The sequence below is a fragment of the Peribacillus sp. B-H-3 genome, from assembly GCF_048572925.1.
Classification (GTDB): domain Bacteria; phylum Bacillota; class Bacilli; order Bacillales; family DSM-1321; genus Peribacillus.
Map to the genome: position 1 here is coordinate 944,133 of NZ_CP183879.1, position 25,444 is coordinate 969,576.

A 25,444-nucleotide genomic window follows, 5' to 3' on the forward strand; every position below is an offset into this window, starting at 1 on the left:
TATTGACTTGAAGGCCAATTATTCATATAATCAGAAAAAGTAACATTTTCATGTGAGGAGATATAACATGGATGTATATAATGATTATTACCAGAATATCGCTTTTACAGTTACCTATGAAGAAATGATTGAAATAATTCAAAGTCTTAGAGATAAACGAGAACATGAGATTGACAGGATTAAAGAAAAAATAAAAAAATATGAACAGAAAAAAAGAGCGGAAGAAGCCTGGTATCAGTCATTGTCATCAGTGAGAAAGTTTTTTGCGGGCCGCCCTCCTGCACATCATCAAGCTGTCGAATATCTTGTATATGTAAAAGAACGATTTGCAGCAATTGAGCAATTAAAAAAGCAGATAAATGATATGAATGAAATGACTGCGATGCTGAAGGAAGAACCTGAAAAGGAAAGGATTGTTCTGCCGCATTCCTTAATAGAAGAAATCAGGGAATGGAGGGACGCCGAAAAATGACGATACATGAAATACATGCAGGCCTTGATACCATCTGGGTTGTTCTTACGGCAGCCATGATTTTGCTGATGGAAGGCGGATTTGCCTTGCTGGAGGCAGGTTTTGTACGTTCAAAAAATAGCGTTAATATCATAATGAAGGTATTCGCGGATATTACAATCGGCACGCTTTGTTATTATCTGGCTGGATTTGGCTTGATGTGGGGTGCTGATTATCTGGGGATATCAGGGAAAAGCGGCTTTCTGTTAAACGGTGATCTTTCCCACCTGAAACTTTCAATATCCAATGACACCTTTTGGCTGTTTCAAGCAGCCTTTGTCATTGCTGTTGTCTCCATTGTTTCAGGCGCAGTGGCTGAACGGATAAATTTCCGTGCTTATTTGCTGTATGTTGTGCTGATGACGGTCTTTATTTATCCTATTGCCGGACACTGGGTATGGGGAGGAGGCTGGCTGGGCAAATTGGGCATGCAGGATTTTGCGGGCTCTGCTGTGATTCATGCCTTGGGAGGATTCTCTGCATTGGCGGCCGCTAAGCTTATCGGGCCAAGAGCAGGAAAGTTTACCTTAGGGCCTGAAAGCTCGATTGCCTTGCCGAGCAATCTTCCCTTAGCCTCGGTGGGAGCGTTTTTACTTTGGTTTGGCTGGTTTGGCTTCAATGCAGGCAGCACGCTGCAGGCTACTGACGGCCGGATTGGGCATATTGCTGTCGTGACCATGCTGTCTGCTGCGTCAGGCGGGGCGGCTTGCTTAATATACACATTATTTATTTACGGTCGTTCAGATGCCCCGGCTGTGATTAATGGCTCCCTGGCAGGACTTGTCGGTATTACGGCGGGCTGTGCCTATGTCAGTGATGGTGCCGCGATTTTTATCGGTGCCTCAGCAGGTATGATTATGCTTGCCGCCACAAGCTGGCTGGAAGCGAAACGAATTGATGATCCGGTTGGTGCCTTTCCTGTTCATGCCGCCTCAGGAGTCTGGGGAACCATAGCGGTCGGGTTCTTCTCTGGAGACGGCGGCCTATTTACAGGAGGCGGATGGAAGCTGCTTGCCGTACAGCTGCTCGGCTTAGCTGTTTTGTGTGCCTGGGGCTTTTTATTAACCTGGTTTGGTTTAAAGCTGATAAAAATCTGGGTGCCAATCCGTTCAACAGAGGAAGAAGAAGATATTGGCCTGGATATCAGCTATCATGGAATCATGGCGACCCATGATTCAGCCGATTTTATCAAAGCGGAAAATATGTTTCCTGATAATAAAGACTAAAAAAAGGAGGTGCATCGCTGCATCTCCTTTCCTTTATCAAGTAAAGTAAGTACCGTCTGGAATCTACATATCCTTCAAAGCTTCAGGAACCACTTTATATCCTTTTGATTTAACCGCACCGACAATAATCCCGATTAAAAGCCAGCTGAAACCGGCGAGGAATGTCATCTTATCGAATCCGGACCATACGTAAGCGATAATCGCAAAGCCGACGAGAGGAAGCATCAGGTATTTAATGGAATCTTTAAAGCTGCGCATTTTCTTTTTGATATAAAAATACACAAACACCGTAATATTGAGCAGCATGAAGGAGGTTAATGCTCCGAAGTTTACAAATTTGATAATGGTTTCAATGGATAAAAAATTCGCAGCAATTATAGACAAAACTCCGACAAAAAGAGTTGCGTTGAATGGCGTTTTGTATTTCGGGTGGATTTTTCCGAAAAAGCTTGAGCCAGGCAGAAGCTTATCGCGGCTCATGGAATACAAAATCCTTGAAATGGCTGACTGGGCGGCTAGTGCATTTGCAATGCCGGATGCCAGGACATTTACAATGATCAGCATGTAATAAAGAAAGCTTCCGCCAGCTTCCCTGGCAATGTCGAAAAACCCCATATCCGGATCAAGATTTTTGTATGCTGGATGAATCAGGGCTGCCATGTAGGTTTCTGCCATGAAAATCAGTCCTAGTATGATCAGTGCAGCCACTGTTGCCTTTCCTACCGTCCGCGTTGGATTTTTCGTTTCCTCAGACAGCGTGCTGATGCCGTCAAAGCCGAGAAAGCTTAATACAGCTATTGATGTTGCTGTTGCAATAAATCCGATATTTACGTGCTCTGATTGGAATAAAGGAGTTAGCGAGAATCCGCCCGCACCCATTCCGTCAGCGAAAACAAACTTTAACGCATAACCAATGAAAACTAACAGGGCAATCAATTCAATTCCTAATAAGATAAAATTGGCCCGGGCAGCCATCTGGATGCCTATAGCATTGACAATGGTATTAATCGCGATAAAGGCCAGCACCCAGACAAATGTAGGGATTGATGGAGCAAGACTATGGAGCCAAAGGCCTGAGAATGCATATAACAGGGCAGGAGCCAAAATATAATCCACCAGTATCATCCAGCCTGATAAAAACCCGATATGAGGGTTCAATCCCCGCTGGACATATGAATAAACAGATCCTGCAACAGGGAATTCACGGCTCATTCTGCTATAGCTGAGTGCTGTAAATACCATTGCGATGATGCCGACCAGATAAACAAGCGGGACCATCCCGAAGCTTTCTTTAGAAACGATTCCATATACACTCATTGGTGCAATCGGAACCATAAAAATCATTCCATAAATGAGCAAATCCTTAAAGGTTAAAACCCGATTTAATTCCTGTTTATAGCCTTTTGAAGGAGGCTGCTGCGCTGTAGTCCCGGCTGTCTTTTGTGCTTGTGCCATTAAATTCCCCCCCATTTCCAAAAAATGTTATTAGAATTTTCTGTTATTTATTCAGGGATCGCTCCTTTCAGGTGCTGCTGCAGCACTCGTTTACGATGTTAATAGTTTAGTTCGCTGAAGGTTTGGTGTCAATATATTAGTTAGTATAATTTAGATAATTCTAATTAGTTTAATTATTCATTATGATTACGTATAATAATATAAAAATCGTTAAAGGGGTTTTCTCGGTGGAAATTGTAGAATGCAAGCAACAAGCCATTTATGCCTTCAGCAAAAAAAATGAGCCCATACAGAGTGTGGCTGCCGGTTCAACGATAACAATTGAAACCTTTGATTGTTTCGAGAATCAAATTACTTCAAACGATACAGGAATTAACTCTATTGACTGGGACAGGATCAATCCGGCAACTGGGCCGATTTTTGTAGAAACAGCACAGCCAGGAGATATTTTGGCAGTCAAAATAGAAAAGATAGAGTTAGGTGATGAAGGAGTGATGACAGTAGGTCCTGAATTAGGAGTGATGGGACATAGGCTTCAGGAGTTTGAAGCAAAGATGATCCCGATTAAAGAGGGAAAAGCCATTTTTGATGAGCGCCTTCATATTCCGCTAAATCCGATGGTTGGCGTAATTGGCGTTGCGCCAGATGGAGAACCGGTATCGTGCGGAACGCCTGGGGCCCATGGCGGGAATATGGATACGAAATTAATCACGGAAGGAGCAACCCTGCTGTTCCCTGTTTTTGCGGAAGGTGCCCTATTTGCACTGGGCGATCTTCATGCTGCAATGGGTGACGGTGAAGTGGGTGTATCCGGCATTGAAATTCCCGGCAAGGTAACTGTTACGCTATCAGTGATTAAAGGACAGTCGATTGAACATCCGGTCCTGATTTCAGATGAAGGCGCTGCAACCATCGTGTCTGCGCCGACTTTGGATGAGGCGTCAAAAAAGTCAGTGGAAGAAATGATAGATTTACTTCTTCCGCATACAGATTTAACGATCAATCATATGACCATGCTGATGAGTGCAGTTGGGCAGGCCCAAATCTCCCAAATCGTCGATCCGCTTTTGACAGCGAGATTTTTCGTCCCGCAGTGGGTGCTTGATGCATACGGCATCAAACTGTTTTCTCTATGACATGCTATATCTTTCCTGGACTTAAGCTTTGGCTTGGGTCCTTTTTATATGGAACAAAAAGCTGATAAAGTGGTTTTTGCACCTGTCCGTGATACACTTTTTATAAAGACTTTGAATTGTAGTCTAGCATCTTGAACGGAAATCAGCAGGCAAGTTTAACAGAACCTTTATACAACAAAAAATCATCTGGGCAATTAAACATAGAAAGTTATAGTCTCATCATAGAAAGGTGATAAAGTGAAATTACAGCTGAAAGATATTGTTTCCAAAAGCATTCTGACTCCGGGAAAAGGAGCTTTGGATGATTATACACATTCATTGAATCCTTATGCCGGATGCTCATTTGCGTGTGAATATTGCTACGTCAGGCAGCTTCCGCTTTCGCTTTACCGCGAGGAAGAGTGGGGAAGCTGGGTGGATGTTAAGACCAATGCGGCTGAGCTGCTGAAAAAGGAATTGGCGAAGGCAAGGAAGAAAGGAATTGTCACCATTTTTATGTCGTCCTCTACTGATCCGTATCAGCCTATAGAGGTTAAAACAAATCTAACCCGCAGTCTATTGGAAGTCATGCTTGATGAAAGTCCGGATTTTCTTCACGTTCAAACACGCTCTCCTCTTGTAAAGCGCGATATAGACTTGTTTAAGGAATTTGGAGACAAGATTAGAGTATCCATGACAATTGAAACGGATAAAGAAGATATCAGAAAAGCCTTTTCTCCATCTGCTCCTCCTATTCAAGCCAGGATGGAGGCCTTGAAAGCAATCAGGGAAGCCGGTATTACTGCTCAGGCAGCCGTTTCGCCGCTCCTTCCGTGTTCAAGGGAGTTTCCAAAAAAGCTGAAGAACATTGCCGACCGGGTTGCCATTGATGATTATTGGATGGGAGACGGAAGCAGGGGAAAGCGAACAGAAAACCTCGGGATATATGAGATTTATAAAAAAACAGGCATGGAAAAATGGTACAATCCAACCGCATATAAAGTAGTCCTCAGAATGCTGCAGCAGGAGTTTGGCCATGAAGGAATTTATGTTTCTAAACCTGGCTTCGGTCCCGGGAATTAGAGAGCGCATTCCGGTGTGCGGGCAGCATGCTGAAAACGGAAAATCAGTGATGAGTCTGATATGCTGAGAAGACATACCGCATTACAGAAAATGGAGGGTTTCTATGAGCAGAGTGATCGATATTGACCGGTCGAGAGTGAAAAATTTCTTTCATTTTCAGCGTGATCCGCTTGGCTTTTTGGTAGAGACAGCTGATAAAGGAGATGTTGTTTCATTAAGAACAGGCACTTTTCAATCCACGTATGTGGTAAATTCCCCTGAGTTTATCAGAGCTTTGCTTGTTACTCATGAAAGCGAGCTCGTAAAAGGGAGGTCTTCAAATGTACTGAGACGAACTATAGGAGACGGCCTGCTGACATCGGAACATAATCAGCACAGGCAGCAGAGGAAGTATATGCAGCCTGCTTTCTATAAAGAGCGCATAAACGGCTATGCCAGGACTGTAGTTGAAGAAGCCAAAAAATTTGCAGATAGTCTTCAAAATGGGAGCGTCATTGATGTTCATGAAGAAATGATGCAGCTTACACTGTCAATTATCACTAAGACCATGTTTCACGCTTCAGTGGATGAAGATAAACAAAGGCTATCGGACGCAGTGGATACCACCATTGTCCAGACAGCTGGCACACTGTTTTCTCCGCTGAGTCTTCCGCTGGGATTTCCAACAAGGGGGAACCGCAATCACAAACATGCAATTTCAGAGCTGGAGACGATGATATATAACACCCTGAATAGAGCAAAACAGCAGGAATTTCCTGACGATTCTTTATTGGGGATGCTGATAGAAACGAAAGATGAAGATGGCAATTATATTTCTGATGAGGAAATCAGGGATCAGATGATGACCATGCTTTTAGCTGGCCACGAAACGACCGCTAGTCTCCTGACATGGGTGTTCTATCTATTGAGCAAGCATCCCGAAGCGAGGGAAAAGGTGCTGGCTGAAGTAAAGCAATGCCATAAGCCCTATAGCTTTGAAACCTTCATGCAGCTTATATATACCAAACAAGTAATAGAGGAAACACTGCGGCTGTATCCTCCTGCATGGATTATTTTAAGAGAGTCCAGGCAGTCAATTAATATACTGGGGGAAACCTTCCCTGCTAAAAGCTCTTTTCTCATTTCCCCTTATGCCATTCATAGGAATTCAGCTGTCTTCCAGGATCCGTATTCCTTCCAGCCAGAACGCTTTAGTCCAGGAAAATCGTATGAGCCATATACGTATTTTCCGTTCGGGGGCGGTCCCAGGGGCTGCATCGGCTCGCGTTTTGCCATGATGGAAGCTGTATTGATTCTGGCCGTATTAATAGAGAAAGCAGAGTTCCGCCACAAAGAAAAAGAAATAATACCTGAGCCCCTTGTCTCTCTGAGAGTAAAAGGCGGGCTTAAAGCATCGGTAGAGTTAAATGAATGAAGACAGGATATTCAGGAGAATGCAGGGCACAATACGGCTTAGGGCTTAGTGCTGATAAAACCCGCGGTGTATAGATAAAGTCCGCGGTTTTATGTAGAATGTATGGAGAATATGATTTACTTTTTCTTACTTTTTTCTCCGGAAAATGATAGGATAATGGTAGAGATTAAGTCAGGAGTCGATATACAATGAATCCATTTTTAACTGTTGTCCTTCAACTGTTTTTTGCGATCCCTGCAGCAGTTTTTGTTTGGCTTGGCAGTTACTTTGCCATCAATCAGCCCTTTTTGCTTTCGAGTGCTTATGCATTGGGTGCCGGGGCAGTGGTGTATCTGTTTGTTTCTCTTTATATGAAGATTCGGTTTTTGAGAAAGCATGGGCTATCAAGAAAAGAATATCAATATATTAAAGGCAACCTGGACGAAGCAAAAGCAAAAATCCATCGTTTGCATAAATCTTTATTATCAATCCGCCAAATTTCTTTTTTGAAAGAAAGGCTGGAATTAGTGCGAATCACCAGAAAAATTTATCACCTTACAAGAAAAGAACCTAAACGTTTTTATCTTGCTGAGCGCTTTTATTTTTCTCATTTGGATTCGGCCGTGGAGCTTACTGAAAAGTATATCCTGCTATCTTCGCAGCCAAGGAAAAGCAAGGAAATCACACAAACGCTGCAGGATACCCGCAGCATGCTTGTTGAGCTTAATGCAACAATCGAACAAGACTTATTCCAGACTTTATCGAATGATATTGACCAGCTCCACTATGAACTGGATGTGGCCAGGCATTCTATGAAGGCCATGAGGGAATCTTGATTAGAGACCTGAAAGCGGGGGTAATCATGGAGGGCTATGGCCAGGGGCTTAGAGAGGCGCATGATGCAGCCGGGTTGTTATCAGCGGAAAATCGGGAAGAAGCTAAAAGGCTCGCCAATCAGCTGGACTTGAAGGATCATAGCGCAATCATGTCGTTTGGAGGACAGGCTCAGCAGAACCTTTCTTATCTCTCGGATAAGCTGTTGAAGCATATTCAAAAAAGAGATATTGCCTTTGCAGGTGACGTGATAAGCAAGCTTGCTGCAAAGCTGACAGAGCTTGATCCTAACGAGCTTTTGGAGGATGGATCTTCTTTTTGGCAAAAGATTTTTGGCAAAAGGGGAGCAGCACCGCAAGAACTGATTTCCAAATTCCAAAAGGCGAGTGCGGAAATAGACCGGCTGACAGTGAAGGCGGAACGCTGCAGAACAGCACTGTTATCCGATATGTTTTTGCTGGAGAAGCTGTCTCGCATCAATGAAGAATCTTTGCGCCTGCTTAATAGCTATATTGCTGCGGGGGAAATCAAGCTTACAGCCATGGAGCTGGATGTGAATCAGAGAAACTGGGACACAAGCCGGGCTTTGCTGGATGAAAAGCTGGAAGATGATACTGCTCAGAAATTGGGGCAGCGTTTATACGATTTAAAATTAAGCCGTGAAATCGCTGTGCAAAGTGCGCCGCAAATTTCTCTGATTCTTCAGGCCAATTCCGCGCTTGCCGATAAAATCGAAATATCTATCATGACAGCCGTTTCACTCTGGAAAAACCAGGTGGCCATGGCCATATCGCAGCTAAGGAAACCGCGTACCCGTAAGATGTGGGACCAAGTTACAGAAGCTGAAAATGAATTGTTTGTAAAGAATGCAGAAATTCTCAAGACAGTAACTGCCAACACAGTTAAAGAGCAGCAGAGCGGCTTGATGGATGTGCAGACACTATCTTCAGCCTGTAAGAAACTGCTTGCTATTATAAAAGCAGACTAATGAAAACCAGTGAAGGGGCTTTACTGGTTTTTTATGTCGTGCCGCTATTATTATGCTTCATATTCTGTAACGCTGCACGCAGCAGAATAGGCTTTTCAAACCCTGAAAAGTTGTAGGAGTATGGGTTTATCATATGGTAAAATTTAGTTATATTTCAGCCGATCCTGCATGAGGAAACGAGCAATTTTATTTGAGAAGGGAATGAGGGAGCATGGCCCAAAGAATGAACCTTTACTCATTCATTGCGTCATTTGTTTGTTGGGGATTGTTCTTGTTCGTGTGTTTTACAGGTGTTTTCAATTCAATTGAAACTTCATTAAACATAATCTTCACTCTTACCATCATTTCTTTTTTTATAGGCTTCATTGGACTTAGAGGGATGAAAGATTGGAAATCAGGCATGAGGAGTATGACAGCATTACTTTTAACTTTAGGGCTATTGGCCATACTTACTTTTATCATCGGTACAGGCAAATTACTCGGCTAAAAACTTGGCATAATCAAATAAATAGTTCAAATTTATGGACCTTTGCGGGTCTTTTTTTTGTTGAGCTGAAGAAGAGGATAAGTACAAATAATTATTGTAAAGATACCCGAAAAAGTGCCTTTCGCTCATTAAAATCAGGATTTCGCCCTTATCAAGCCCAATTTGGCTCTAAAGATGTGGGATTTGGTTCGAATGACAGCAGATTTGGATCGATTATCCATTTAACTGGGAATTATTGCGGTCTGTATTCCTGGTTAAAGAGGTCAAAACATCGCTTTCTGGAAAAACTCTCTTAATTACCGCAGAAGATACTATTGAAAGCAGGTTTTTAAACGAAATCTTCAATAAAAAAACCTTCAGCGAATATCCGCTGAAGGTTTTAGCCGTAAGGTTATTTCCTTTTGGCATGTTTTCTCATATCAAAGGCTACAGCCAGGATGATGATGGCTCCTTTGACGATGAATTGTATGTACGGGCTGACTCCAAGGAAGGCGAGTCCGTAGTTGATGATTTGGAAAATAAGAACCCCTGTAATAACTCCGGGAACTGTTCCGATACCGCCTGATAGGGATACGCCTCCTACAACGCAGGCCGCGATGGCATCAAGTTCGTACATGTTTCCTGTGTTGTTTGTGGCACTGCCGACGCGTCCTGCTTCAAGGGCGCCGGAGAATCCGTACAATAAACCAGCAATTGTATAAATGATAATCAGGTTTTTTGTAACGTTTACGCCTGAAACCTTGGCAGCATCAGGATTTCCTCCAATTGCATACATGTTTTTTCCAAGCTGGGTTTTATTCCAAATCACCCAGATGATGATGGAGACAATAGCAGCATAGATGACAAGGTACGGCAATTCATAGGATCCGATTGGAATGCCTCGTTGTGCAAATGTGGTAAAAGCCTGGCTCAAACCGCCGATCGGCTGTGCTCCATATGGAGGACGGTCGAAATAGATCGAGGTAAGTCCGTATACGGTAATCATCATGCCGAGAGTGGCGATGAAAGGCGGCACGTGAAGCTTTGAGACAATGACGCCATTAAGCGCGCCGATAAGACCTGTAACGATCATAGCGATTAAGATTGGCACAAAAAGCGGCAGTTCTGCCAAATGCGGGTACATGCGGTACGCATAATCAGAAGCCTGCAAAAGAGATGCTGAAATTACAGCAGCAAGGCCGACCATCCGTCCGGCTGACAAGTCAGTTCCGAATGTAATCAATATTCCGGCCACGCCAAGGGCGATAATGATGCGGGAAGATGATTGGCTTAGGATATTTAAAAAGTTAGTAACCGACAAAAAGTCCGGAGAAGCAATGACAATTACAACTACCAAAAGCAATAACACTACATAAATTACATTATCGACGAGCCATTTTAAATTAAATCCAGATTTCTTTGATGCTTCATTATTCATTGTACTCTCCTCCTAATACAGGGCTGCGAGCCGCATGATTTCTTCCTGTGAAGCGGCTGCTGTATCGATGATTCCAGCTGCTTTTCCGCTGCTCATGACAAGGATGCGGTCTGTAACACCTATAAGCTCTGGCATTTCAGAGGAAATCATGATAATCCCTTTTCCATCTGCTGCCAGCTTATTGATGAGCTGGTAAATTTCAAATTTAGCTCCTACATCGATTCCCCTTGTAGGTTCATCAAGCAAAAGTATTTCAGGATTCGTTAGCAGCCAGCGTCCAATGATGACCTTCTGCTGATTTCCGCCCGACAAACTGCCGATTGGCGTTTTTTGTGAAGGGGTTTTTACCTTCATGGAGTTAATGACCCAGCTTGTATCTTCATGCACCTTGCCGTCTGAAAGGAATACGCCTTTTGTTTTATAGCGCGGCAGATTGGCGATGATAGAGTTGAAGCTGATGCTGAGTTCTGGAAAGATCCCAGTTGTCCTCCGTTCCTCCGTTACAAGGGCAAATCCGTTTTTGATTGCATCCTGCGGTGAATTGTTGACAATTTTCTTTCCGTGCAGCTCAATGGTTCCAGAAGTTAAAGCCCTCATTCCAAATAGTGCTTCGACCACTTCAGTCCGCTTTGATCCGACGAGTCCTGCAATTCCGAGAATTTCTCCCTTGCGAAGTTCAAAGCTGACATTATTAAAGGACGGCTGGGTAACAGCCGTTAAATCAGATACCTTCAGGATGACTTCTCCTGGATGGTTTACTTTGTCAGGGAAGCGGTGTGAAAGGTCTCGCCCGACCATCAGTTTGATGATTTCATCTGTAGTAAGCTCATCGGCAGGTCTGGTGGCAATGCTCCTGCCATCGCGCATGATGGTAACTTCATCAGAAATCTGCAGGATTTCCTCCATTTTATGGGATATGTAAATTACTGCGATATTGTCGCTTTGCAGCTTTTTAATGATTTTGAACAAGTGCTCTACTTCTCTTTCAGTTAGGGAGGAAGTAGGCTCGTCCATTACGATGATCTTAGAATGATAGGAGACAGCTTTTGCAATTTCAACCATCTGCATTTCTGAAACGGATAATGTGCTGACTTTGCTTCGCGGATCTACTTTTATATCAAGATTTTTGAAAATGGCAACTGTATCTTCGTACATTTTCTTTTCATCTATGAAGATCCCTTTTTTGGGATATCGTCCGAGCCAGATATTATCCATTACATTTCGCTGGCGGACCTGGTTCAGCTCCTGGTGAACCATGGATACTCCGTTTTCAAGTGCCTGCTTGGATGTGGAGAACTGAACCTCCTGGCCATCCAGGAGAACCCGGCCTTCATCCACGGAATAAATGCCAAACAAGCATTTCATCAATGTGGATTTCCCTGCTCCATTTTCACCCATCAAGGCATGTACCGTCCCGGCCTTTACTCTTAGTGTTACATCCTGAAGAGCGATGACTCCGGGGAATTTCTTTGTTAGATTCTGCATTTCAAGTAGATAAGCAGTACCCGCTTCTGACATGAGCGAACCTCCTCGCATGACCATTTAAAAAATATGAGAAGCACTGAAAGGAAATGTGCCTCTCATATTTTGATAGTTTTATTACTTGTAAGCGGCTTTACCAACGTCGATATTATCTTTAGTCACTTCTACGTAAGGAACACGCACCGCTTTTGAATCATCCAGTTTCCAGTCAGTTCCTGCAAGGACATCCTTGCCTTTTGCTGCATTTGCTGCAAGATCGATTGTAGCTTTACCCTGGTTTTTTGCATCGTTCAGCACTGTTCCGGCCATTTTGCCCTTTTCAATCATTTCAAGTGCTTCAGGAATTGCATCCACACCTACAACAGGCATGTATTTGTCTCCAGTGAAGTACCCCGCTTTTTCTAGAGAAGCGATGGCCCCAAGTGCCATTCCATCGTTGTTGCAGATTACATATTCAATTTTATCGCCGTATTTAGCGATCCAGGCATCCATTTTTTCTGTTGCTTTCGTTGCATCCCACATAGCTGTATCCAATGCAAGCTGATCGACCTCGATGCCTTTTCCTTTTATCGTATCGATTGCATACTTTGTGCGCGCTTCAGCATCTGGATGCCCTGGTTCGCCTTTCAGCAATACGTACTGGATTTTTCCATCTTTATTTTTATCCCATTTCGCTTTGTTGGCTTCCCATGATTTTGCTACCATTTCACCCTGGATCACACCGGATTCAGAAGAGGTTGTACCAACATACCATGCCTTGTCATAGCTTTTCATTACCGCTGCATCCGGTTCTTTGTTGAAGAAGATGACAGGAAGGTTTTTTGCTTTTGCTTTATCTACGATTGTAGAGGCAGCCTTAGGGTCAACAAGGTTGATGGCCAGTGCTTTAGAGCCTTTTGCAATCAGAGTGTCCACTTGCTCGGTCTGTTTTGACTGATCATTCTGGGAATCGTTCAGCATAAGCTTTACTTTGCCTTTTGCTGCTGTGTCCATGGAACGGCGGACATAAGACATGAAGTTATCATCAAATTTGTAGATGGTTGCGCCAACAGCTGGAAGATCGCCTTTATCTGATCCGCCTGATCCGCCTGTTGTATCGCTGCATCCGGCAGCGAGCAAAATACTTGAAGCCATTGTTAAAGACAGGATGACACCTTTTTTCTTGTTTAGCATTTCATCATTCCCCTTTTTTGTTATGTGTAACAACTGGTAAGCGTTTGCTGAAAGCGCAAACATTTACAATTAGTTTACGGTTTTACTAAAAATATTACAATAAAAATTTTTAGTAATTTAATATAAATTTCTTATTTTGGTATTTTTAAGTGAATATATGCAGTATTTTTGTACTTAGGACCTATTTAATTTTTATATAATTTATGAATCTGTTATCTTTTTATTAAAAATATTGTAAGCGTAATTATTTTATGTAGATACTTAAAAGGAAAGATAGTAAACTTTTTAGTGAATCAGTTTTAGCAAAATATTTAAATAGCACAAATCAGATATAAGTAAGAGGATATATGCTGTAACAAACTTGCAGCAGAGGGGATGCTAACTTATCCCGTTGATGTTTGTGCTGGAACCGGGATACGGGGTGTTATCTATCTCTTAACCTCTTTGAAGACTACTGACTTGAAGCGGAAATCTTGCAGGCCGTTTATTTCGGGATAAATGAAAGCTTATTATAAGGGCAGGTGCAGCAATAGTGGCAACATTAAAGGATATTGCAAAGAAGGCAGGAGTCTCGATTGCAACTGTTTCACGTGTATTAAATGATGATGATAGCCTTTCTGTAGCGGCGGATACGAGAGACCGCATCTTGTCCATTACGGATGAAATGGATTATAGAAGGGCAAAGCAGCAGAAGCAGCAGGCTAAAGCCGTCATGAATGTGGGGCTTTTTTATTGGTATTCTAAGGATCAGGAGGCAGCCGATCCTTATTATTTATCCATTCGCTTAGGTATCGAGAATGCATGTGCAGAGCGGGGCATTAATCTTGTGAAGCTCTATAAAACCAGCGAAAGCTACCGGACTAATTTTAAAGGATCTCTTCATGGCATAATAGCTGCCGGGAAATACAGCAAAAAAGATGTAGATTGCTTCAGGAATCTTTCCCCTCATTTTGTTCTTGTGGACTATGCTTTGTCAGACAGTATTGATTGCGTGGTTCCTGACATCAGAAAAGCCATGAATGGGGTGCTGGATTACCTGCTTAGCGGGGGACACAGCAAAATAGGCTATATTGGCGGCCGCGAGTACGTACAGTCCAATCAGCCCATCTGTGATGAGCGGGAAGCCGCCTTTTATGAATATTTGGCAATAAAGGGGCTATACCGCCCAGAGTATGTTTGGATGGGGCGCTTTACGGCAGAGGATGGCTTTGAATTAATGAGTGAGGCATTGGCCGGCGCTGACCGCCCGACCGCTTTTTTCATTGCAAGTGACTCGATGGCCATCGGGGCCTTAAGGGCATTGCATGAAAAGAAGGTGAGGGTACCGCAGGATATCTCGATTGTCAGCTTCAATGATATCGAAATGGCCCAGTATATACATCCCCCGCTTTCAACTGTAAGGGTCGAGACCGAATTCATGGGGGAAACGGCTGTGGATCTTTTAATGGAGCAAATGCAATCGAATCGGACACTTGCAAAAAAAATCGTTACACCGTGCACGCTGATGATACGGGAAAGCTCCTGCAGCAGGCAGTATATATCCGCAGATTAAATTCTTTGAAAAGACATCGAAAAAAGCCCCATTCAGTTATTGAATCGGGGCGTTGCTTGTCTTCTTTTTGCTCACAGTTCCAATGGTAAGCAGAAAAAGGATGAGTGAGGCACCGCCTGTCATAAGAAACATCAGGAAGATGGCAATATGGCTGGTATCCGGGCCAAGGATGATACCGTGGACCAAAGCGAGGACATAGCCGGGAAATGAAATAAAGTGAATCACCCGCAATACTTTTTTTCAAACGACCTTCATCATGTCAGAAGTCAGGATCAGGAGAAGCAAGCTGTATAAAGCAAGAATTCCAATCCCCATAGACACCCGGTGGGAACTGGAAGCAAAGGGGACAAAAACCTCCAGCAGACTCAGTGATTCAGTATTGTCAAAAATTAAAACCAATCCGTGGACCATTCCGAACAATAAGCCAAACCACCCTGTTGACTGGTGGCTGGTGTTCAATTTGATTTTGATGCGGGGGATGATTGCCGTAAAAATCAGGTTGGTTAAGTTAACCTCCAGCAGGGGAAGGCAGGTCCCCCGCTGATATATGTTCATTTTTTTAGAAGGTATTTTAATAATGATCAAAATCCATCATCGGAGGCTGCGAAAGGAATTTTTAAATTTCTTTCTACAGCCCTCAGCCTTACATTCAATCTGTTCAATCGCCGGGTATGAGTTTCATCGTTCCGGTTTAGCCGGTTAATTTCCTGATTGATGCGAAGAATTTCTTTATTCAACCTTAGTATCTCCTGGTTTAAACGGTTAAGCTCTCTAACCTGGTTTTCATTCTGGGTTTCAAGGGCGCTTATTCTTCTCTCAAGCCCTTGGTTCTGCGGGGGCCTGCGATTATTATAATACACCTGCTCCTCAAGCTGGGGGAATGGCTGGGAGTATACATGCTGTGCTGGCTGCGGAATAAATTCCGGATAGTAGTAGCCATAAGGGTTCATCAAACACCGCTCCTTTATCCTTCTAAATCTCTATAAGATATGTGCAAATGCCATGGTTGATTGGGCTGATGCCCGGTGATGGCTGTGTGCAGTTTTTTTTCCCTGCACGTCAAAACAATAGGGATAAAAAATCCCGCCGGTTTATCCGAAACTGGCGGGAAAGCTTTCACTTATAATTTTGCCGCGGACAACCGGGCGGAAAAGTCCAATTTGTACAGCTGATCATCAGTGAACCCGCCGATTTGAAGTCCTTCTTTATTTCGAAAAGAAATTTTCAGTGTAATAAGGCTGGTACTTTGAATTAAAGGCTACTCCGACTCCCAGGTATTCAAAGGATTTTTGAAGGATATTCTCCCTGTGCCCGAGTGAATTCATCAATCCTTCATGAGCAAATACGCTTGAAAACTGGCCATAAGCCAGGTTTTCTCCTGCAGAAGTGAAAGAAATTTTGTCTTGATGCATCCGGTCAAATGGAGATTGCCCCTTAAGGTCTGTATGATCAAAATAGTTATGGACCGCCATGTCTTCGCTGTGTTTAAGCGCTGTTTTTCTTATATTTCCATCCCAGGACAGTACGTTAAGATGATGGTTTACTCTTGCTGCATTGGTCAAATCGAATAGCTGGTATTCGAAGCCTTTTTCCAGGTCGGCGTCATTGTGCGCATAAAAGCCTTTTTTGTGATTTTCAAGCTTTTCGTTTACGATTTGTAAGGAAGTGACTTTATTGTCATTATGCTTATCATAAAAAACAGTTACATAGCTTCCAGCTACGCGGAAAACATCATAATCCCGATCTTTTGGGAATTCATAAAAAACCATGCCTTTTCGGATATTTTCAAGGGGAGACCCCAGCTGCTTTAAAACAGCCTGCTTGGGAGTTCCCTGTTTTATGTTTTTCGTAGAGGAAATCAGATCTTGGTTTGTATATAATCCTGTCACTTTATTGTTATCATCATAGGAGACCATCATAAAGTTTTGATAGTTTTTGTGATAGGCGTACCACTTTGTTCCATACTCATTATAAGAAGAACGCTTCGCGGGCCCGGTTTCTTTTTCCACCTTTTCTCTAGAATCCCCAAGCCCTATATTATAAACGGTGAAAACATGCTGTGTTGGAATGCTTAGCTTAGGTTTTGCGGCTTGTTCAGATTCCGTTTTCTGCTGGGGGAGCTTATCCGCTGTTTTTTCCAGCTTGCCCAGCGCTCCTTGAATGTCTGAGGAAATTTTATCCATTGCTGTTGCAATATCCGGATTATTTTTTGCTTGCTCTATCTGTGCTGCCGCTTTTTCAAAAGCATGTCCAAAATCATTTCTGTCCCAGTGTTTAACAAAGACAACATACATGAGCAGCAAGCATCCTATTAGAAGAATGAACCGCCTCAACTGCATCCCCTCCGCTTCTATTTTTATTCTGCCCGTTTTCTGGAAATTATATGTGCAGCTCTGCTGGAGCGCGGAATATAAGTATAGCAGGAATGATGGCCAGTTTCTAAATTAAGGAACAGGTTATTTATGTAAGGAAATTCAGGGGGATACGTTCATATGGCAGAATTGGAATGGTTTTTGGACAAAGGAAAGACATAAAATGAAAAACACGTGAAACGTGGAATGGAAGATGGGCGGGGCGGTTTGGCAGGGGTCAATTTTGCTTATTCTGAAATTGATAGGCGGCAATATATTCATCAAGCTCTTGGCTCAACTTGATAGTCTCCGGGGAAGCAAGTCCGAGGGTATTGGCAGATGAAATCATTTTTTGGCGGATGTAATCTATCATTGAATTGATTTCATTTTTCTGCAGCATGAATGTTCCTCCTTCTTTAGTACTAATTTTTTTTATTTTACACTAAAAAGGACCAAAATGTAACCAGGTATTTGGGAATTATAGTAAAATTTTTGTTTTTTATTACAGATTACTGGAGATATATTATACTGCAATAATTGCAGTAACTCCTTCCTTCAAGACCTGGGAGTCACTTTATTAACAAGGTTAAGAGGCATTCTTCCTTAAAATGCAATAAGCAGGCAAGGAGACTGCCTGCTTATTGCATGCCTTTACTCTTTTTCATCTCGAGATCAATGCAGAAATCTAAGCGGGAGAATACTGGCAGTGAAAATTCCAATGCGGCCAAAGAACCCCGCTGATTGAAGTATTGCTTTATTCAAGATTGGCATGTCTGCCGTACATAGTTGTTGTATTCAGTCCCTTTTTTTCCATAAAGCGCAAAATGACAGCATCAAAAAATAACAGCAGCGTTTGTTCGAATAATGAGCCCATAGGCTGGATGGTGGTTTTATCTTCATTTGTTTTATCCTTGGGGGACCCCGGCAGCTTAATGACAATGTCAGCCAGGCTTGCAATGGAGGAATCCGGCGAGATAGTAACTGCCGCAATGGTTCCTCCGATGCTTTTTGCCTTTTCTGCTAGAGAGAGAAGGCTTTTTGTTTCTCCTGAACCTGATCCGATAATGATTAAATCACCTTTTTCGAAGTTAGGAGTTACCGTTTCACCAACCACATAACCATCCAGGCCCATGTGCATCATCCGCATAACAAAGGATTTTGCCATGAAGCCTGAACGGCCTGCTCCTGCTGCAAAGATTTTTTTTGATTCAAGAATCTTATTAACAAGCTGTTCTGCTTCTTCGTCCGGCAGCTGTGCTGCAGAGCGGTTTAACTCGTCCACTATGGTCTGGAAATATTGCGTGGTCTTCATGCTTGTTATCCTTTAATCAGCTTTTGCATTTCTGCCGCCGCTGCTTTTTTATCATTTTGGCCTGTGATGCCGCCGCCCACGATTACAAGGTCCGGCTCTGCTTTTAGAACCTCTGGAAGAGTTTCAAGTTTAATGCCGCCAGCTACAGCTGTTTTTGCATTCTTCACTACCCGTTTGATTGCCATCAGATCTTCGAAGGAGTTTTGTCCGACGGCCTGAAGATCGTATCCTGTATGAACACAGATGTAATCAGCTCCAAGCTCATCCAATTCTTTGGCGCGTCCCTCAATGTCTTTCACAGCAATCATATCCACAAGGATTTTTTTGCCTTGTTTTTTTGCTTCCTCAACTGCTCCTTTTATAGATTCGTTTTCTGCTGCGCCAAGAATCGTTATAATGTCAGCGCCTGCTTCTGAGGCTTTCATCACCTCATATCCGGCAGCATCCATGATCTTTAAATCAGCCAAAACCTTTAAGGAAGGAAAGGCTTCTTTTATTTCCTTTACAGCTCTTAGTCCTTCATTGATGACAACAGGTGTGCCGATTTCAACGATATCAATATGATCTTCAACTTCTTTGACCAATTTCTTTGCTTCCTCAATGTTTACTAAATCTAATGCCAGCTGCAATTCCAAGCTGCTCACTCCTCTTTTAGTTGTTTTATTTTACACAAATAATGTACCCGTCCTGCATCGAAAATAAGCATCTGGATATTTTATTTGAAGCAAGTGTACTACCTATAATGCTTTATGAGAAGTACGCACTTTTTATTTACATAGTGTATAAAAGTATACGAAAGGGAAGGGGAGGTGATGGTGTGGTATGCTTCGTAGCATGTTAGGAACATAACAACATGTACACATGCAGATTGTACGAAAAAACCCGCCTCAACAATGAGGCGGGTTGTGGTTTATGGCTTCAATACAACCTTGATGCAGTCATCTTGATGGTTGTAGAAGGTACTGTAAGCATCGCTTGCATGATCAAGCGGCACTTTATGAGTAATAATCTCGGTAGGATCGAATTCCTTGTCGATAATTTTCTTGAATAGTTCAGGCATATAATGAATAACAGGGGCCTGTCCCATTTTAAGAGTAATATTCCGTTCAAAGAGATTGCCGAGAGGGAACATATTGTACATAGAGCCATATACGCCTGTCAGCTGAATGGTGCCGAATTTTTTGACGGCATCTTTTGCGATTTGAATTGGGCTTAGTGTACCTCCTTGAAGCTTAAGCTTTTGCTCAATAGCTTCAAGAGCAGATTTTTTTCCATCCATTCCGACACAGTCAATCACTACATCTGCGCCGCCTTTTGTGATTTCTTTAATATAAGAACCGGTATTATCATAGTCTTCAAAGTTAATGATTTCAGAGTTATTCATTTTCTTCGCATGGTTAAGGCGGTATGGAACATGGTCAATCGCAATTACACGCTTGGCGCCTTTCATCCATGCGAATTTCTGCGCCATTAAACCTACAGGGCCGCAGCCTAGCACGGCAACGGTATCTCCGGGTTTCATCCCTGAATTTTCAACGCTCCAGTAGGCTGTAGGCAATACATCAGACAAGAATAGAAAGGCCTCGTCTTCTTGTTCGGCAGATTCAGGGATAACAAATGGCATGAAATTTCCGTATGGCACCCGAAGATATTCTGCTTGTCCGCCTGGATAGTTTCCGTAGCGTTCAGTGAAGCCGAAATAGCCGCCTGTATCAATATGGGGATTGGAATTAGAGTTGTCACACTGGCTTTCCATGTGATTTTCACAATAATGGCAGTGCCCGCACGAGACATTGAATGGAAGGACGACTCTGTCTCCTTTTTTTACTTTTGTCACATCAGGACCGATTTCTTCGACAATGCCCATTGGTTCATGGCCGATGACATAGCCTGGCACTGCAGGCAATGCTCCTTGATAGATGTGAAGATCAGAACCGCAGATGGCTGTGGATGTTATGCGTACAATAATATCGTCATTTTTTTGCAGCTTTGGATCTTCTACTTGTTTAACTTGGATATCTTTAGCTCCTTGAAACGTTACGGCCTTCATAAACATCCTCCTAAATTTGGAATACCTTTTTTATACCCAACATGGATACCATGTACTCCTTCTAGCTGAATCTTGCATGGTTGTCGTTAGGTTCTTTTTGCCGCTTATATTCGCTGTACTTTGATATGTGCAGGAATTTTTTAAAATTTTATTAGGTCACTAGCCATCCAGCCTACATAGGATACAAGGTAATCAATGGGAACTTTAAAATGGATCCCAGAAAATCCTGAAGAAATGGAGTGATTGGATGTCTGACGGTGTTGCCGGCGGTTACGGATTTGGCGGAGGTTTCGCCTTAATAGTCGTTTTGTTCATATTAATCATAATTATTGGCTGCAGCTGCGGATTTGGCTGCTGAAAAAGGTTTATAAAACGATACATGAAATGTTCTTTTGGCAAAACTCATATACCTGCATGTTAACAAGCAGGAAGATTTACATGCGGCTAAAACAGCTGCCATTTACGAGGAGGAGCTTTACATGGAAGAAACTAGACAGATGTATGGAAGCGGAGGCATGGGAGGATACCCAGGCTACGGCGGCGGAGGCATGGGAGGATACCCAGGCTACGGCGGAGGCATGGGAGGATACCCCGGCCACTGGGGTGGAAGCATAGGAGGATACCCCGGCCACTGGGGCGGAAGCATGGGAGGATACCCGGGCCACTGGGGCGGCGGAAGCATGGGGGGATACCCGGGCCACTGGGGCGGCGGAAGCATGGGAGGATACCCGGGCCACTGGGGCGGCGGAAGCATGGGAGGATACCCGGGCCACTGGGGCGGCGGAAGCATGGGAGGATACCCCGGCCACTGGGGCGGAGGCATGGGAGGATACCCGGGCTACGGCGGTGGAGGAAGCATGGGAGGATATCCTGGAACAACAAGCCCTGGCACCGGACAGCACGGATAACTAAATTTTAAGGCCTGTATGCATCATCGCAAATGCGCAAAGCCGCAATCCTTAGTGGGATGGCGGCTTTGCGCTTTCATTTTTTAAACAGGGAGATAATAGATCGCACTTGATTGAGCATTTGAAGCCCGTTTTTCACCTTGCCTGCATGTGACATGATATTGCCAAGTCCAGAGAAATTGCTGTGCTCTGATGCTGCAGCGTTTCGCTCTCTGCTTCTTGGATTCCGGGGGAGATGATTGCGGCGCCCATTAAAAGGCCGTCTATTTACCTGTCCTCTCTGAGGTGCCCTCCCGCCATTTGGAAATTGAAATGGCATGCATTTGCCTCCTTTTTTCATAAAATCCCTCTTTCTAAAGTATGCTGCTGCACAAATTATGCTTGGACGGAAAATGATATAGGCAAAAGAAGTGTTATTGCCGGTAATCTATGTCCTGTTAATCCCTCGTTTTCGTTTTATGCATGAAAAGATAAATTAATCCAAATACTAAACAAATAATAAAGGATAGAGGTGTTGAAGAAGACTATGGAAAAAGAAAGTAAGGTCATCAGCACCTTAAAGAGGAAATTTAATGAGAGCAAAGACTTTATTATTCATGAATTCCAATACTATGAAAATGGCATTGTGCTGGTATATCTTAAAAGCATGTGTGATGAAGAAAAAATAAGAAAAGAAATTATTCAGCCGCTCATGATGTGCGAGAAGGAAAGCAAGTTTGTCCTGCATTTATTATCTTTGCCAGGTTCGGTAAAGATAACAGATCAGGAAAATATTGAGAACAAACTTTTGAGAGGAAATACCGTAATATTCATTTCCGGGTCTGTGTATGCACTCAGTGAGGTTAAAACAGTCAACGTAGACCCTTTAGAAACCATGGTGGAAACATCTGTTCAGGGACCTCAGAAAGGTTTAAGCGAAGAACTATATACAAATATCACCATGATTAGAAACAGGTACCCGACTTCTGAGTTAATGGTTGAACACCATACAGCTGGCACCCTTTCTAAAACCCCGATTGCCCTTATGTATGATGTTTCTTATGTACAGGAAGATGTGCTGAATCAATTAAAAAACAGCCTGGCGGAAATTGATATGGATATGATCCAATCAGCAGGCCAGCTCCAGAATGCATTAACAAAGAAAAAATACCGCTTGTTTCCAACCATAATGATTACAGAGCGGCCTGACAGGATCGCTTTATGCCTTTCACAGGGAAAGGTTGCCCTGTTAGTAAACGGGACGCCGTTTGGATTGGTATTGCCTTCGGTGTTTTTTGATTTTATTTCAGCAATGGATGATTTATCTCATACTTATTGGGTTGCGCAGCTAATGATCATTTTACGGTATATAGGCCTGATTATTACGCTTGTTTTACCTGCCTTGTATGTGGCGATTACCTCTTACAATCCGGAAATATTAAGGTCACAGCTGACACTGACCATTGCGGGCAGCAGGGAGGCGGTGCCGTATCCATCTTTTTTTGAAGTGATATTTATGATGCTTGTCGTTGAAATGCTGGTAGAATCAAGCATCCGGCTTCCAAAAGCGATCGGTCCGACAGCAACTACAGTCGGGGGGCTTATTCTCGGACAGGCCGCACAGCAGGCACAGCTTGTCAGTTCTATTATGATTATCATTACAGCTTTTGTGGCAATATCCAATTTCACAATCCCCATTAATGCAATGAGTTTTGCTATTCGTGTCGCAAGATACCCGCTTATTTTATTTGCAAGCTTATTTGGATTTGTAGGGCTTATAGCGGGATTTGTCATACTTCTTTGTTATCTGATTGATCTGCGGAGCTTTGGCAAGCCTTATCTTGCTATTTACGGCGGATCCAACAGGCATATTATGGAAATTATAGAGAGCAAAAAGGAGGATTCACGCTAGTTGTCGCGCTATTTTTATTACCTTGTGATTATGAACATGTTATTAAATATTGTGATAAATGTTCCCATGGTTCTCGTGCAGGAACGTTTTAACGGAGCAATCATGTCGATTCTGATCAGCATACCTGTTGGAACCTTCCTTGCATATTTTTTCACGAAAGGAATGACCCGTTATAAAAGTAAAGGCCTTCCTGAAATTTTTTCCGAGGAGCTGCCAAAATATATAAGTAAACCATATCTGTTTTTTTTAGGAATGATGTGGATTCTTAGCGGAACGTTTGCAGTTATTTCATTCAGCTATATTATAAAGCTTTACTTAATGCCTGAAATGGATGTAAGAGCCATCACGGGGCTTCTCATAGCTACAGTCATATTCGGGGCAGTCAGGCAGACAAAATCAGTTTTGTTCTTGACTGAATTTATCATCATAATCGCTTTACCAATGGTGGCTTTTATTCTGTTTAAGGCAGTGACCAGTGATTTTTTTTACCCAAACCATGTGCTTAGAGAGCTTCATTTTACCTGGCAGTGGCCAAATTACAGCAGTATTTGTGCTGCAACATATTTATTTACGGGTTATGTAAATTTAGGTATAGCAAATCGCTATATTGAATCAGCGAAGGTTCTGCGTTTTTTTTGGATTGTCCCTGTCCTTGGAACTTTAATTATAATCAGCACATTCTTTATTCCTATTGGGTTCTTCGGACTTGAAGCCGTTGGCGATTTTGTTTATCCATGGTTAATTACAGCGGATACTTTAAAAATGGAATTTGGCTTCATCGAACGGGTGAGTTTTTTCTTCCTTTTAGTTTTTCTTCTTCTGAGCATCCTCTTTGGAATCGTGACATGGCATATTGGTCTTGAATTATTTAAAGGCATATTTGCTAAAAAGGGTAAGCGCGGCCTTCTGCCGCAGCGTGCTTATTCTTTTATGTTTTTAGCTGCAGTAGGTGCAGGGACCCTTGTGCTTGGGGAGTCCGTTAATCAGAGAGAATTTTTTATAATAGTGAGTTATTGGCTGAATTTTCGTCTGCCTGTTGAAGCCCTTTTAGTTCTCACCATTCTCTTTTTGTCATTAAGGAGGAAAAACACATGAGCAAATGGCATATCATCCTTATTTCGCTTATGCTGACTGTTTCAGGAGTCCTCTGCGGGTGCGGATTCAGGGATATTGATAAACGATTTTTCGTCGTCTCGATGGGCGTGGATAAATCTTCGGACCCTAAAAATCCTTATCACGTTACCCTGAAGCTTGCCATCCCGGCAGCACAGGTTGCTGCAGGCAAATCAAACAGCCAGATTATCTCGCAAAATGCAGATTCTATACCAGAGGCCATCCGGGTCATGAAGGCAAAGGTAGACAAAGAATTCGACTTCGCCCATTGCAGGGTGCTGCTTTTTGATAAAAAAATCATCGGCGAGAATCCGAAAACTGCCCTGAATTGGTTCGTGCGCAGAAGGGATATACAGGGGATTTCCTATATAGCGATTGCAGAGCCCTCCTCAAAAAAAGTTTTGCAAATTAACCCTAAGTCAGAAAGACTGCCTGGAAACTCGATGGTTTTTATGTTTGATGAAACGACAAATACCTCTACATATATCCTGACTGAAATCCTTAATGATTTTTATTCTAAGCTTAGGGAGGATGGAATTGATCCGGTTTTGCCGATAATCAGGCCTGCTGAAAAAAGCTATTCCATCGATACTGTTGCGCTGTATGGGGGGACAAAGCTTAAGGGGGATCTTGACCGGAATGAAACCAGAATGCTGAACGAAATGTTAAACACATCTAAAAGAGGACAAATCAACATGGGAAAAGGGAAAGAACACTTTTTTATCAACGTGAACAGATTCAGCAATAATATAGATATCATCACTCCTGCCAAACAAAAGCCATATGCCAATGTTTATATAAAAATAGAAGGGTATATTGAAGAATCAAACGAGAAAATAAACACAAATAAAGAATTATTAGAGTACCAAAGAAAAGCCTCTCTTTCCATAAACAGCCGGATAGAAGAGCTGTTAAAACATTTGCAGCAAATGGGTGCGGATCCGCTGGGCCTTGGCCTGAAATATGAGGCCAGACATGGTTCCGGACAAAAACAGGAGGATGAATGGAAGGGGATTTACAAAAATTTGGATTTTCACGTACATTCGAAGGTTAAGATTGATGGAAGCGGAACCGTATATTAAGCGCTGATTGGAACAAAGCAA

26 protein-coding genes are annotated in these 25,444 nt (G+C 42.8%); 13 read left to right on the forward strand and 13 right to left on the reverse strand.

The features are described from left to right. The first annotated feature begins 67 nt into the window (after positions 1 to 67). Positions 68 to 472, forward strand: coding sequence for a hypothetical protein (locus ACN6MY_RS04650; RefSeq protein WP_419882945.1), 405 nt, complete (start codon positions 68 to 70; stop codon positions 470 to 472). Beyond that, complete coding sequence (locus ACN6MY_RS04655) at positions 469 to 1,737, forward strand: ammonium transporter (RefSeq protein WP_419882946.1); 1,269 nt, start codon at positions 469 to 471, stop codon at positions 1,735 to 1,737. The genes ACN6MY_RS04650 and ACN6MY_RS04655 overlap by 4 nt, the downstream gene beginning before the upstream one ends. A 63-nt stretch (positions 1,738 to 1,800) precedes the next feature. Here the strand turns inward: ACN6MY_RS04655 and ACN6MY_RS04660 are convergent, their stop codons facing one another. Then, positions 1,801 to 3,192, reverse strand: coding sequence for an APC family permease (locus ACN6MY_RS04660; RefSeq protein WP_419882947.1), 1,392 nt, complete (start codon positions 3,190 to 3,192; stop codon positions 1,801 to 1,803). 227 nt (positions 3,193 to 3,419) lie between these two features. Here ACN6MY_RS04660 and ACN6MY_RS04665 point away from each other — a divergent pair, with 227 nt between their 5' ends. The 5 genes from ACN6MY_RS04665 to ACN6MY_RS04685 all read left to right on the forward strand — a co-directional run bounded on the left by ACN6MY_RS04665 (position 3,420) and on the right by ACN6MY_RS04685 (position 8,605). Further along, entirely contained in the window at positions 3,420 to 4,328 is a 909-nt protein-coding gene (locus ACN6MY_RS04665) for an acetamidase/formamidase family protein (RefSeq protein ID WP_419882948.1), read from the forward strand. A 237-nt stretch (positions 4,329 to 4,565) separates the two neighbouring features. Further along, positions 4,566 to 5,390 carry a radical SAM protein gene (locus ACN6MY_RS04670; RefSeq protein WP_419882949.1) on the forward strand — a complete coding sequence of 275 codons (825 nt, stop codon included), beginning with the start codon at positions 4,566 to 4,568 and terminating at the stop codon, positions 5,388 to 5,390. Between the two features lie 103 nt (positions 5,391 to 5,493). Next, positions 5,494 to 6,804, forward strand: coding sequence for a cytochrome P450 (locus tag ACN6MY_RS04675; RefSeq protein WP_419882950.1), 1,311 nt, complete (start codon positions 5,494 to 5,496; stop codon positions 6,802 to 6,804). 188 nt (positions 6,805 to 6,992) lie between these two features. Further along, on the forward strand, positions 6,993 to 7,619 hold the full coding sequence (locus tag ACN6MY_RS04680) for a 5-bromo-4-chloroindolyl phosphate hydrolysis family protein (RefSeq protein WP_419882951.1): 627 nt from the start codon (positions 6,993 to 6,995) through the stop codon (positions 7,617 to 7,619). Continuing rightward, positions 7,616 to 8,605 (forward strand): toxic anion resistance protein, encoded by a 990-nt coding sequence (locus ACN6MY_RS04685; RefSeq protein ID WP_419882952.1) that lies wholly within the window; start codon positions 7,616 to 7,618, stop codon positions 8,603 to 8,605. Before ACN6MY_RS04680 ends, ACN6MY_RS04685 begins: the two co-directional genes overlap by 4 nt. 878 nt (positions 8,606 to 9,483) lie before the next feature. Here the strand turns inward: ACN6MY_RS04685 and mglC are convergent. From mglC to mglB, 3 genes are all read right to left on the reverse strand, one after another. Then, on the reverse strand, positions 9,484 to 10,509 hold the full coding sequence (gene mglC, locus ACN6MY_RS04690; protein ID WP_419882953.1) for a galactose/methyl galactoside ABC transporter permease MglC: 1,026 nt from the start codon (positions 10,507 to 10,509) through the stop codon (positions 9,484 to 9,486). 12 nt (positions 10,510 to 10,521) lie between these two features. Continuing rightward, a complete protein-coding gene (gene mglA, locus ACN6MY_RS04695) occupies positions 10,522 to 12,027 on the reverse strand; it encodes a galactose/methyl galactoside ABC transporter ATP-binding protein MglA (RefSeq protein WP_419882954.1) in 1,506 nt (501 codons plus the stop codon). Positions 12,028 to 12,108: 81 nt separating this feature from the next. Further along, entirely contained in the window at positions 12,109 to 13,164 is a 1,056-nt protein-coding gene (gene mglB, locus ACN6MY_RS04700; protein ID WP_419882955.1) for a galactose/glucose ABC transporter substrate-binding protein MglB, read from the reverse strand. A gap of 532 nt (positions 13,165 to 13,696) precedes the next feature. On the opposite strand from mglB, the gene ACN6MY_RS04705 reads away from it, so the two are divergent. Further along, positions 13,697 to 14,716 carry a LacI family DNA-binding transcriptional regulator gene (locus tag ACN6MY_RS04705; protein WP_419882956.1) on the forward strand — a complete coding sequence of 340 codons (1,020 nt, stop codon included), beginning with the start codon at positions 13,697 to 13,699 and terminating at the stop codon, positions 14,714 to 14,716. 36 nt (positions 14,717 to 14,752) lie between these two features. Here ACN6MY_RS04705 and ACN6MY_RS04710 read toward each other — a convergent pair whose 3' ends face one another. The 8 genes from ACN6MY_RS04710 to ACN6MY_RS04745 form a co-directional block, all read right to left on the reverse strand. After that, the gene (locus tag ACN6MY_RS04710) at positions 14,753 to 14,941 is read right to left on the reverse strand and encodes a hypothetical protein (protein ID WP_419882957.1); all 189 of its coding nucleotides are present in this window, start codon (positions 14,939 to 14,941) and stop codon (positions 14,753 to 14,755) included. A gap of 15 nt (positions 14,942 to 14,956) precedes the next feature. Further along, a complete protein-coding gene (locus tag ACN6MY_RS04715; RefSeq protein WP_419882958.1) occupies positions 14,957 to 15,301 on the reverse strand; it encodes a hypothetical protein in 345 nt (114 codons plus the stop codon). Further along, complete coding sequence (locus ACN6MY_RS04720) at positions 15,298 to 15,666, reverse strand: hypothetical protein (protein ID WP_419882959.1); 369 nt, start codon at positions 15,664 to 15,666, stop codon at positions 15,298 to 15,300. Before ACN6MY_RS04720 ends, ACN6MY_RS04715 begins: the two co-directional genes overlap by 4 nt. 255 nt (positions 15,667 to 15,921) lie before the next feature. Beyond that, positions 15,922 to 17,055 (reverse strand): CAP domain-containing protein, encoded by a 1,134-nt coding sequence (locus tag ACN6MY_RS04725; RefSeq protein WP_419882960.1) that lies wholly within the window; start codon positions 17,053 to 17,055, stop codon positions 15,922 to 15,924. A gap of 250 nt (positions 17,056 to 17,305) precedes the next feature. Continuing rightward, positions 17,306 to 17,467: a Spo0E family sporulation regulatory protein-aspartic acid phosphatase gene (locus ACN6MY_RS04730; protein WP_419882961.1), complete on the reverse strand. Its 162-nt coding sequence runs from the start codon at positions 17,465 to 17,467 to the stop codon at positions 17,306 to 17,308. A 354-nt stretch (positions 17,468 to 17,821) separates the two neighbouring features. Beyond that, positions 17,822 to 18,379, reverse strand: a complete 558-nt coding sequence (gene hxlB, locus ACN6MY_RS04735; RefSeq protein ID WP_419882962.1) for a 6-phospho-3-hexuloisomerase — start codon at positions 18,377 to 18,379, stop codon at positions 17,822 to 17,824. Between the two features lie 5 nt (positions 18,380 to 18,384). After that, positions 18,385 to 19,014, reverse strand: coding sequence for a 3-hexulose-6-phosphate synthase (gene hxlA, locus ACN6MY_RS04740; RefSeq protein ID WP_419882963.1), 630 nt, complete (start codon positions 19,012 to 19,014; stop codon positions 18,385 to 18,387). Between the two features lie 275 nt (positions 19,015 to 19,289). Continuing rightward, positions 19,290 to 20,429 (reverse strand): zinc-dependent alcohol dehydrogenase, encoded by a 1,140-nt coding sequence (locus ACN6MY_RS04745; protein ID WP_090991022.1) that lies wholly within the window; start codon positions 20,427 to 20,429, stop codon positions 19,290 to 19,292. 247 nt (positions 20,430 to 20,676) lie between these two features. On the opposite strand from ACN6MY_RS04745, the gene ACN6MY_RS04750 reads away from it, so the two are divergent. Then, positions 20,677 to 20,787 (forward strand): YjcZ family sporulation protein, encoded by a 111-nt coding sequence (locus tag ACN6MY_RS04750; protein ID WP_071353283.1) that lies wholly within the window; start codon positions 20,677 to 20,679, stop codon positions 20,785 to 20,787. A 121-nt stretch (positions 20,788 to 20,908) separates the two neighbouring features. Beyond that, positions 20,909 to 21,337 (forward strand): hypothetical protein, encoded by a 429-nt coding sequence (locus tag ACN6MY_RS04755; protein WP_419882964.1) that lies wholly within the window; start codon positions 20,909 to 20,911, stop codon positions 21,335 to 21,337. Positions 21,338 to 21,413: 76 nt separating this feature from the next. Here the strand turns inward: ACN6MY_RS04755 and ACN6MY_RS04760 are convergent, their stop codons facing one another. Continuing rightward, positions 21,414 to 21,656, reverse strand: coding sequence for a hypothetical protein (locus ACN6MY_RS04760; RefSeq protein ID WP_419882965.1), 243 nt, complete (start codon positions 21,654 to 21,656; stop codon positions 21,414 to 21,416). Between the two features lie 195 nt (positions 21,657 to 21,851). On the opposite strand from ACN6MY_RS04760, the gene ACN6MY_RS04765 reads away from it, so the two are divergent. From ACN6MY_RS04765 to ACN6MY_RS04775, 3 genes are read left to right on the forward strand one after another with little or no spacing between them, the layout of a single operon-like run. After that, a complete protein-coding gene (locus tag ACN6MY_RS04765) occupies positions 21,852 to 23,228 on the forward strand; it encodes a spore germination protein (RefSeq protein WP_419882966.1) in 1,377 nt (458 codons plus the stop codon). Next, positions 23,229 to 24,323 carry a GerAB/ArcD/ProY family transporter gene (locus ACN6MY_RS04770; protein ID WP_419882967.1) on the forward strand — a complete coding sequence of 365 codons (1,095 nt, stop codon included), beginning with the start codon at positions 23,229 to 23,231 and terminating at the stop codon, positions 24,321 to 24,323. It abuts the gene before it with no gap. Continuing rightward, positions 24,320 to 25,423, forward strand: coding sequence for a Ger(x)C family spore germination protein (locus ACN6MY_RS04775; RefSeq protein ID WP_419882968.1), 1,104 nt, complete (start codon positions 24,320 to 24,322; stop codon positions 25,421 to 25,423). Before ACN6MY_RS04770 ends, ACN6MY_RS04775 begins: the two co-directional genes overlap by 4 nt. The last annotated feature ends 21 nt before the right edge of the window (positions 25,424 to 25,444 follow it).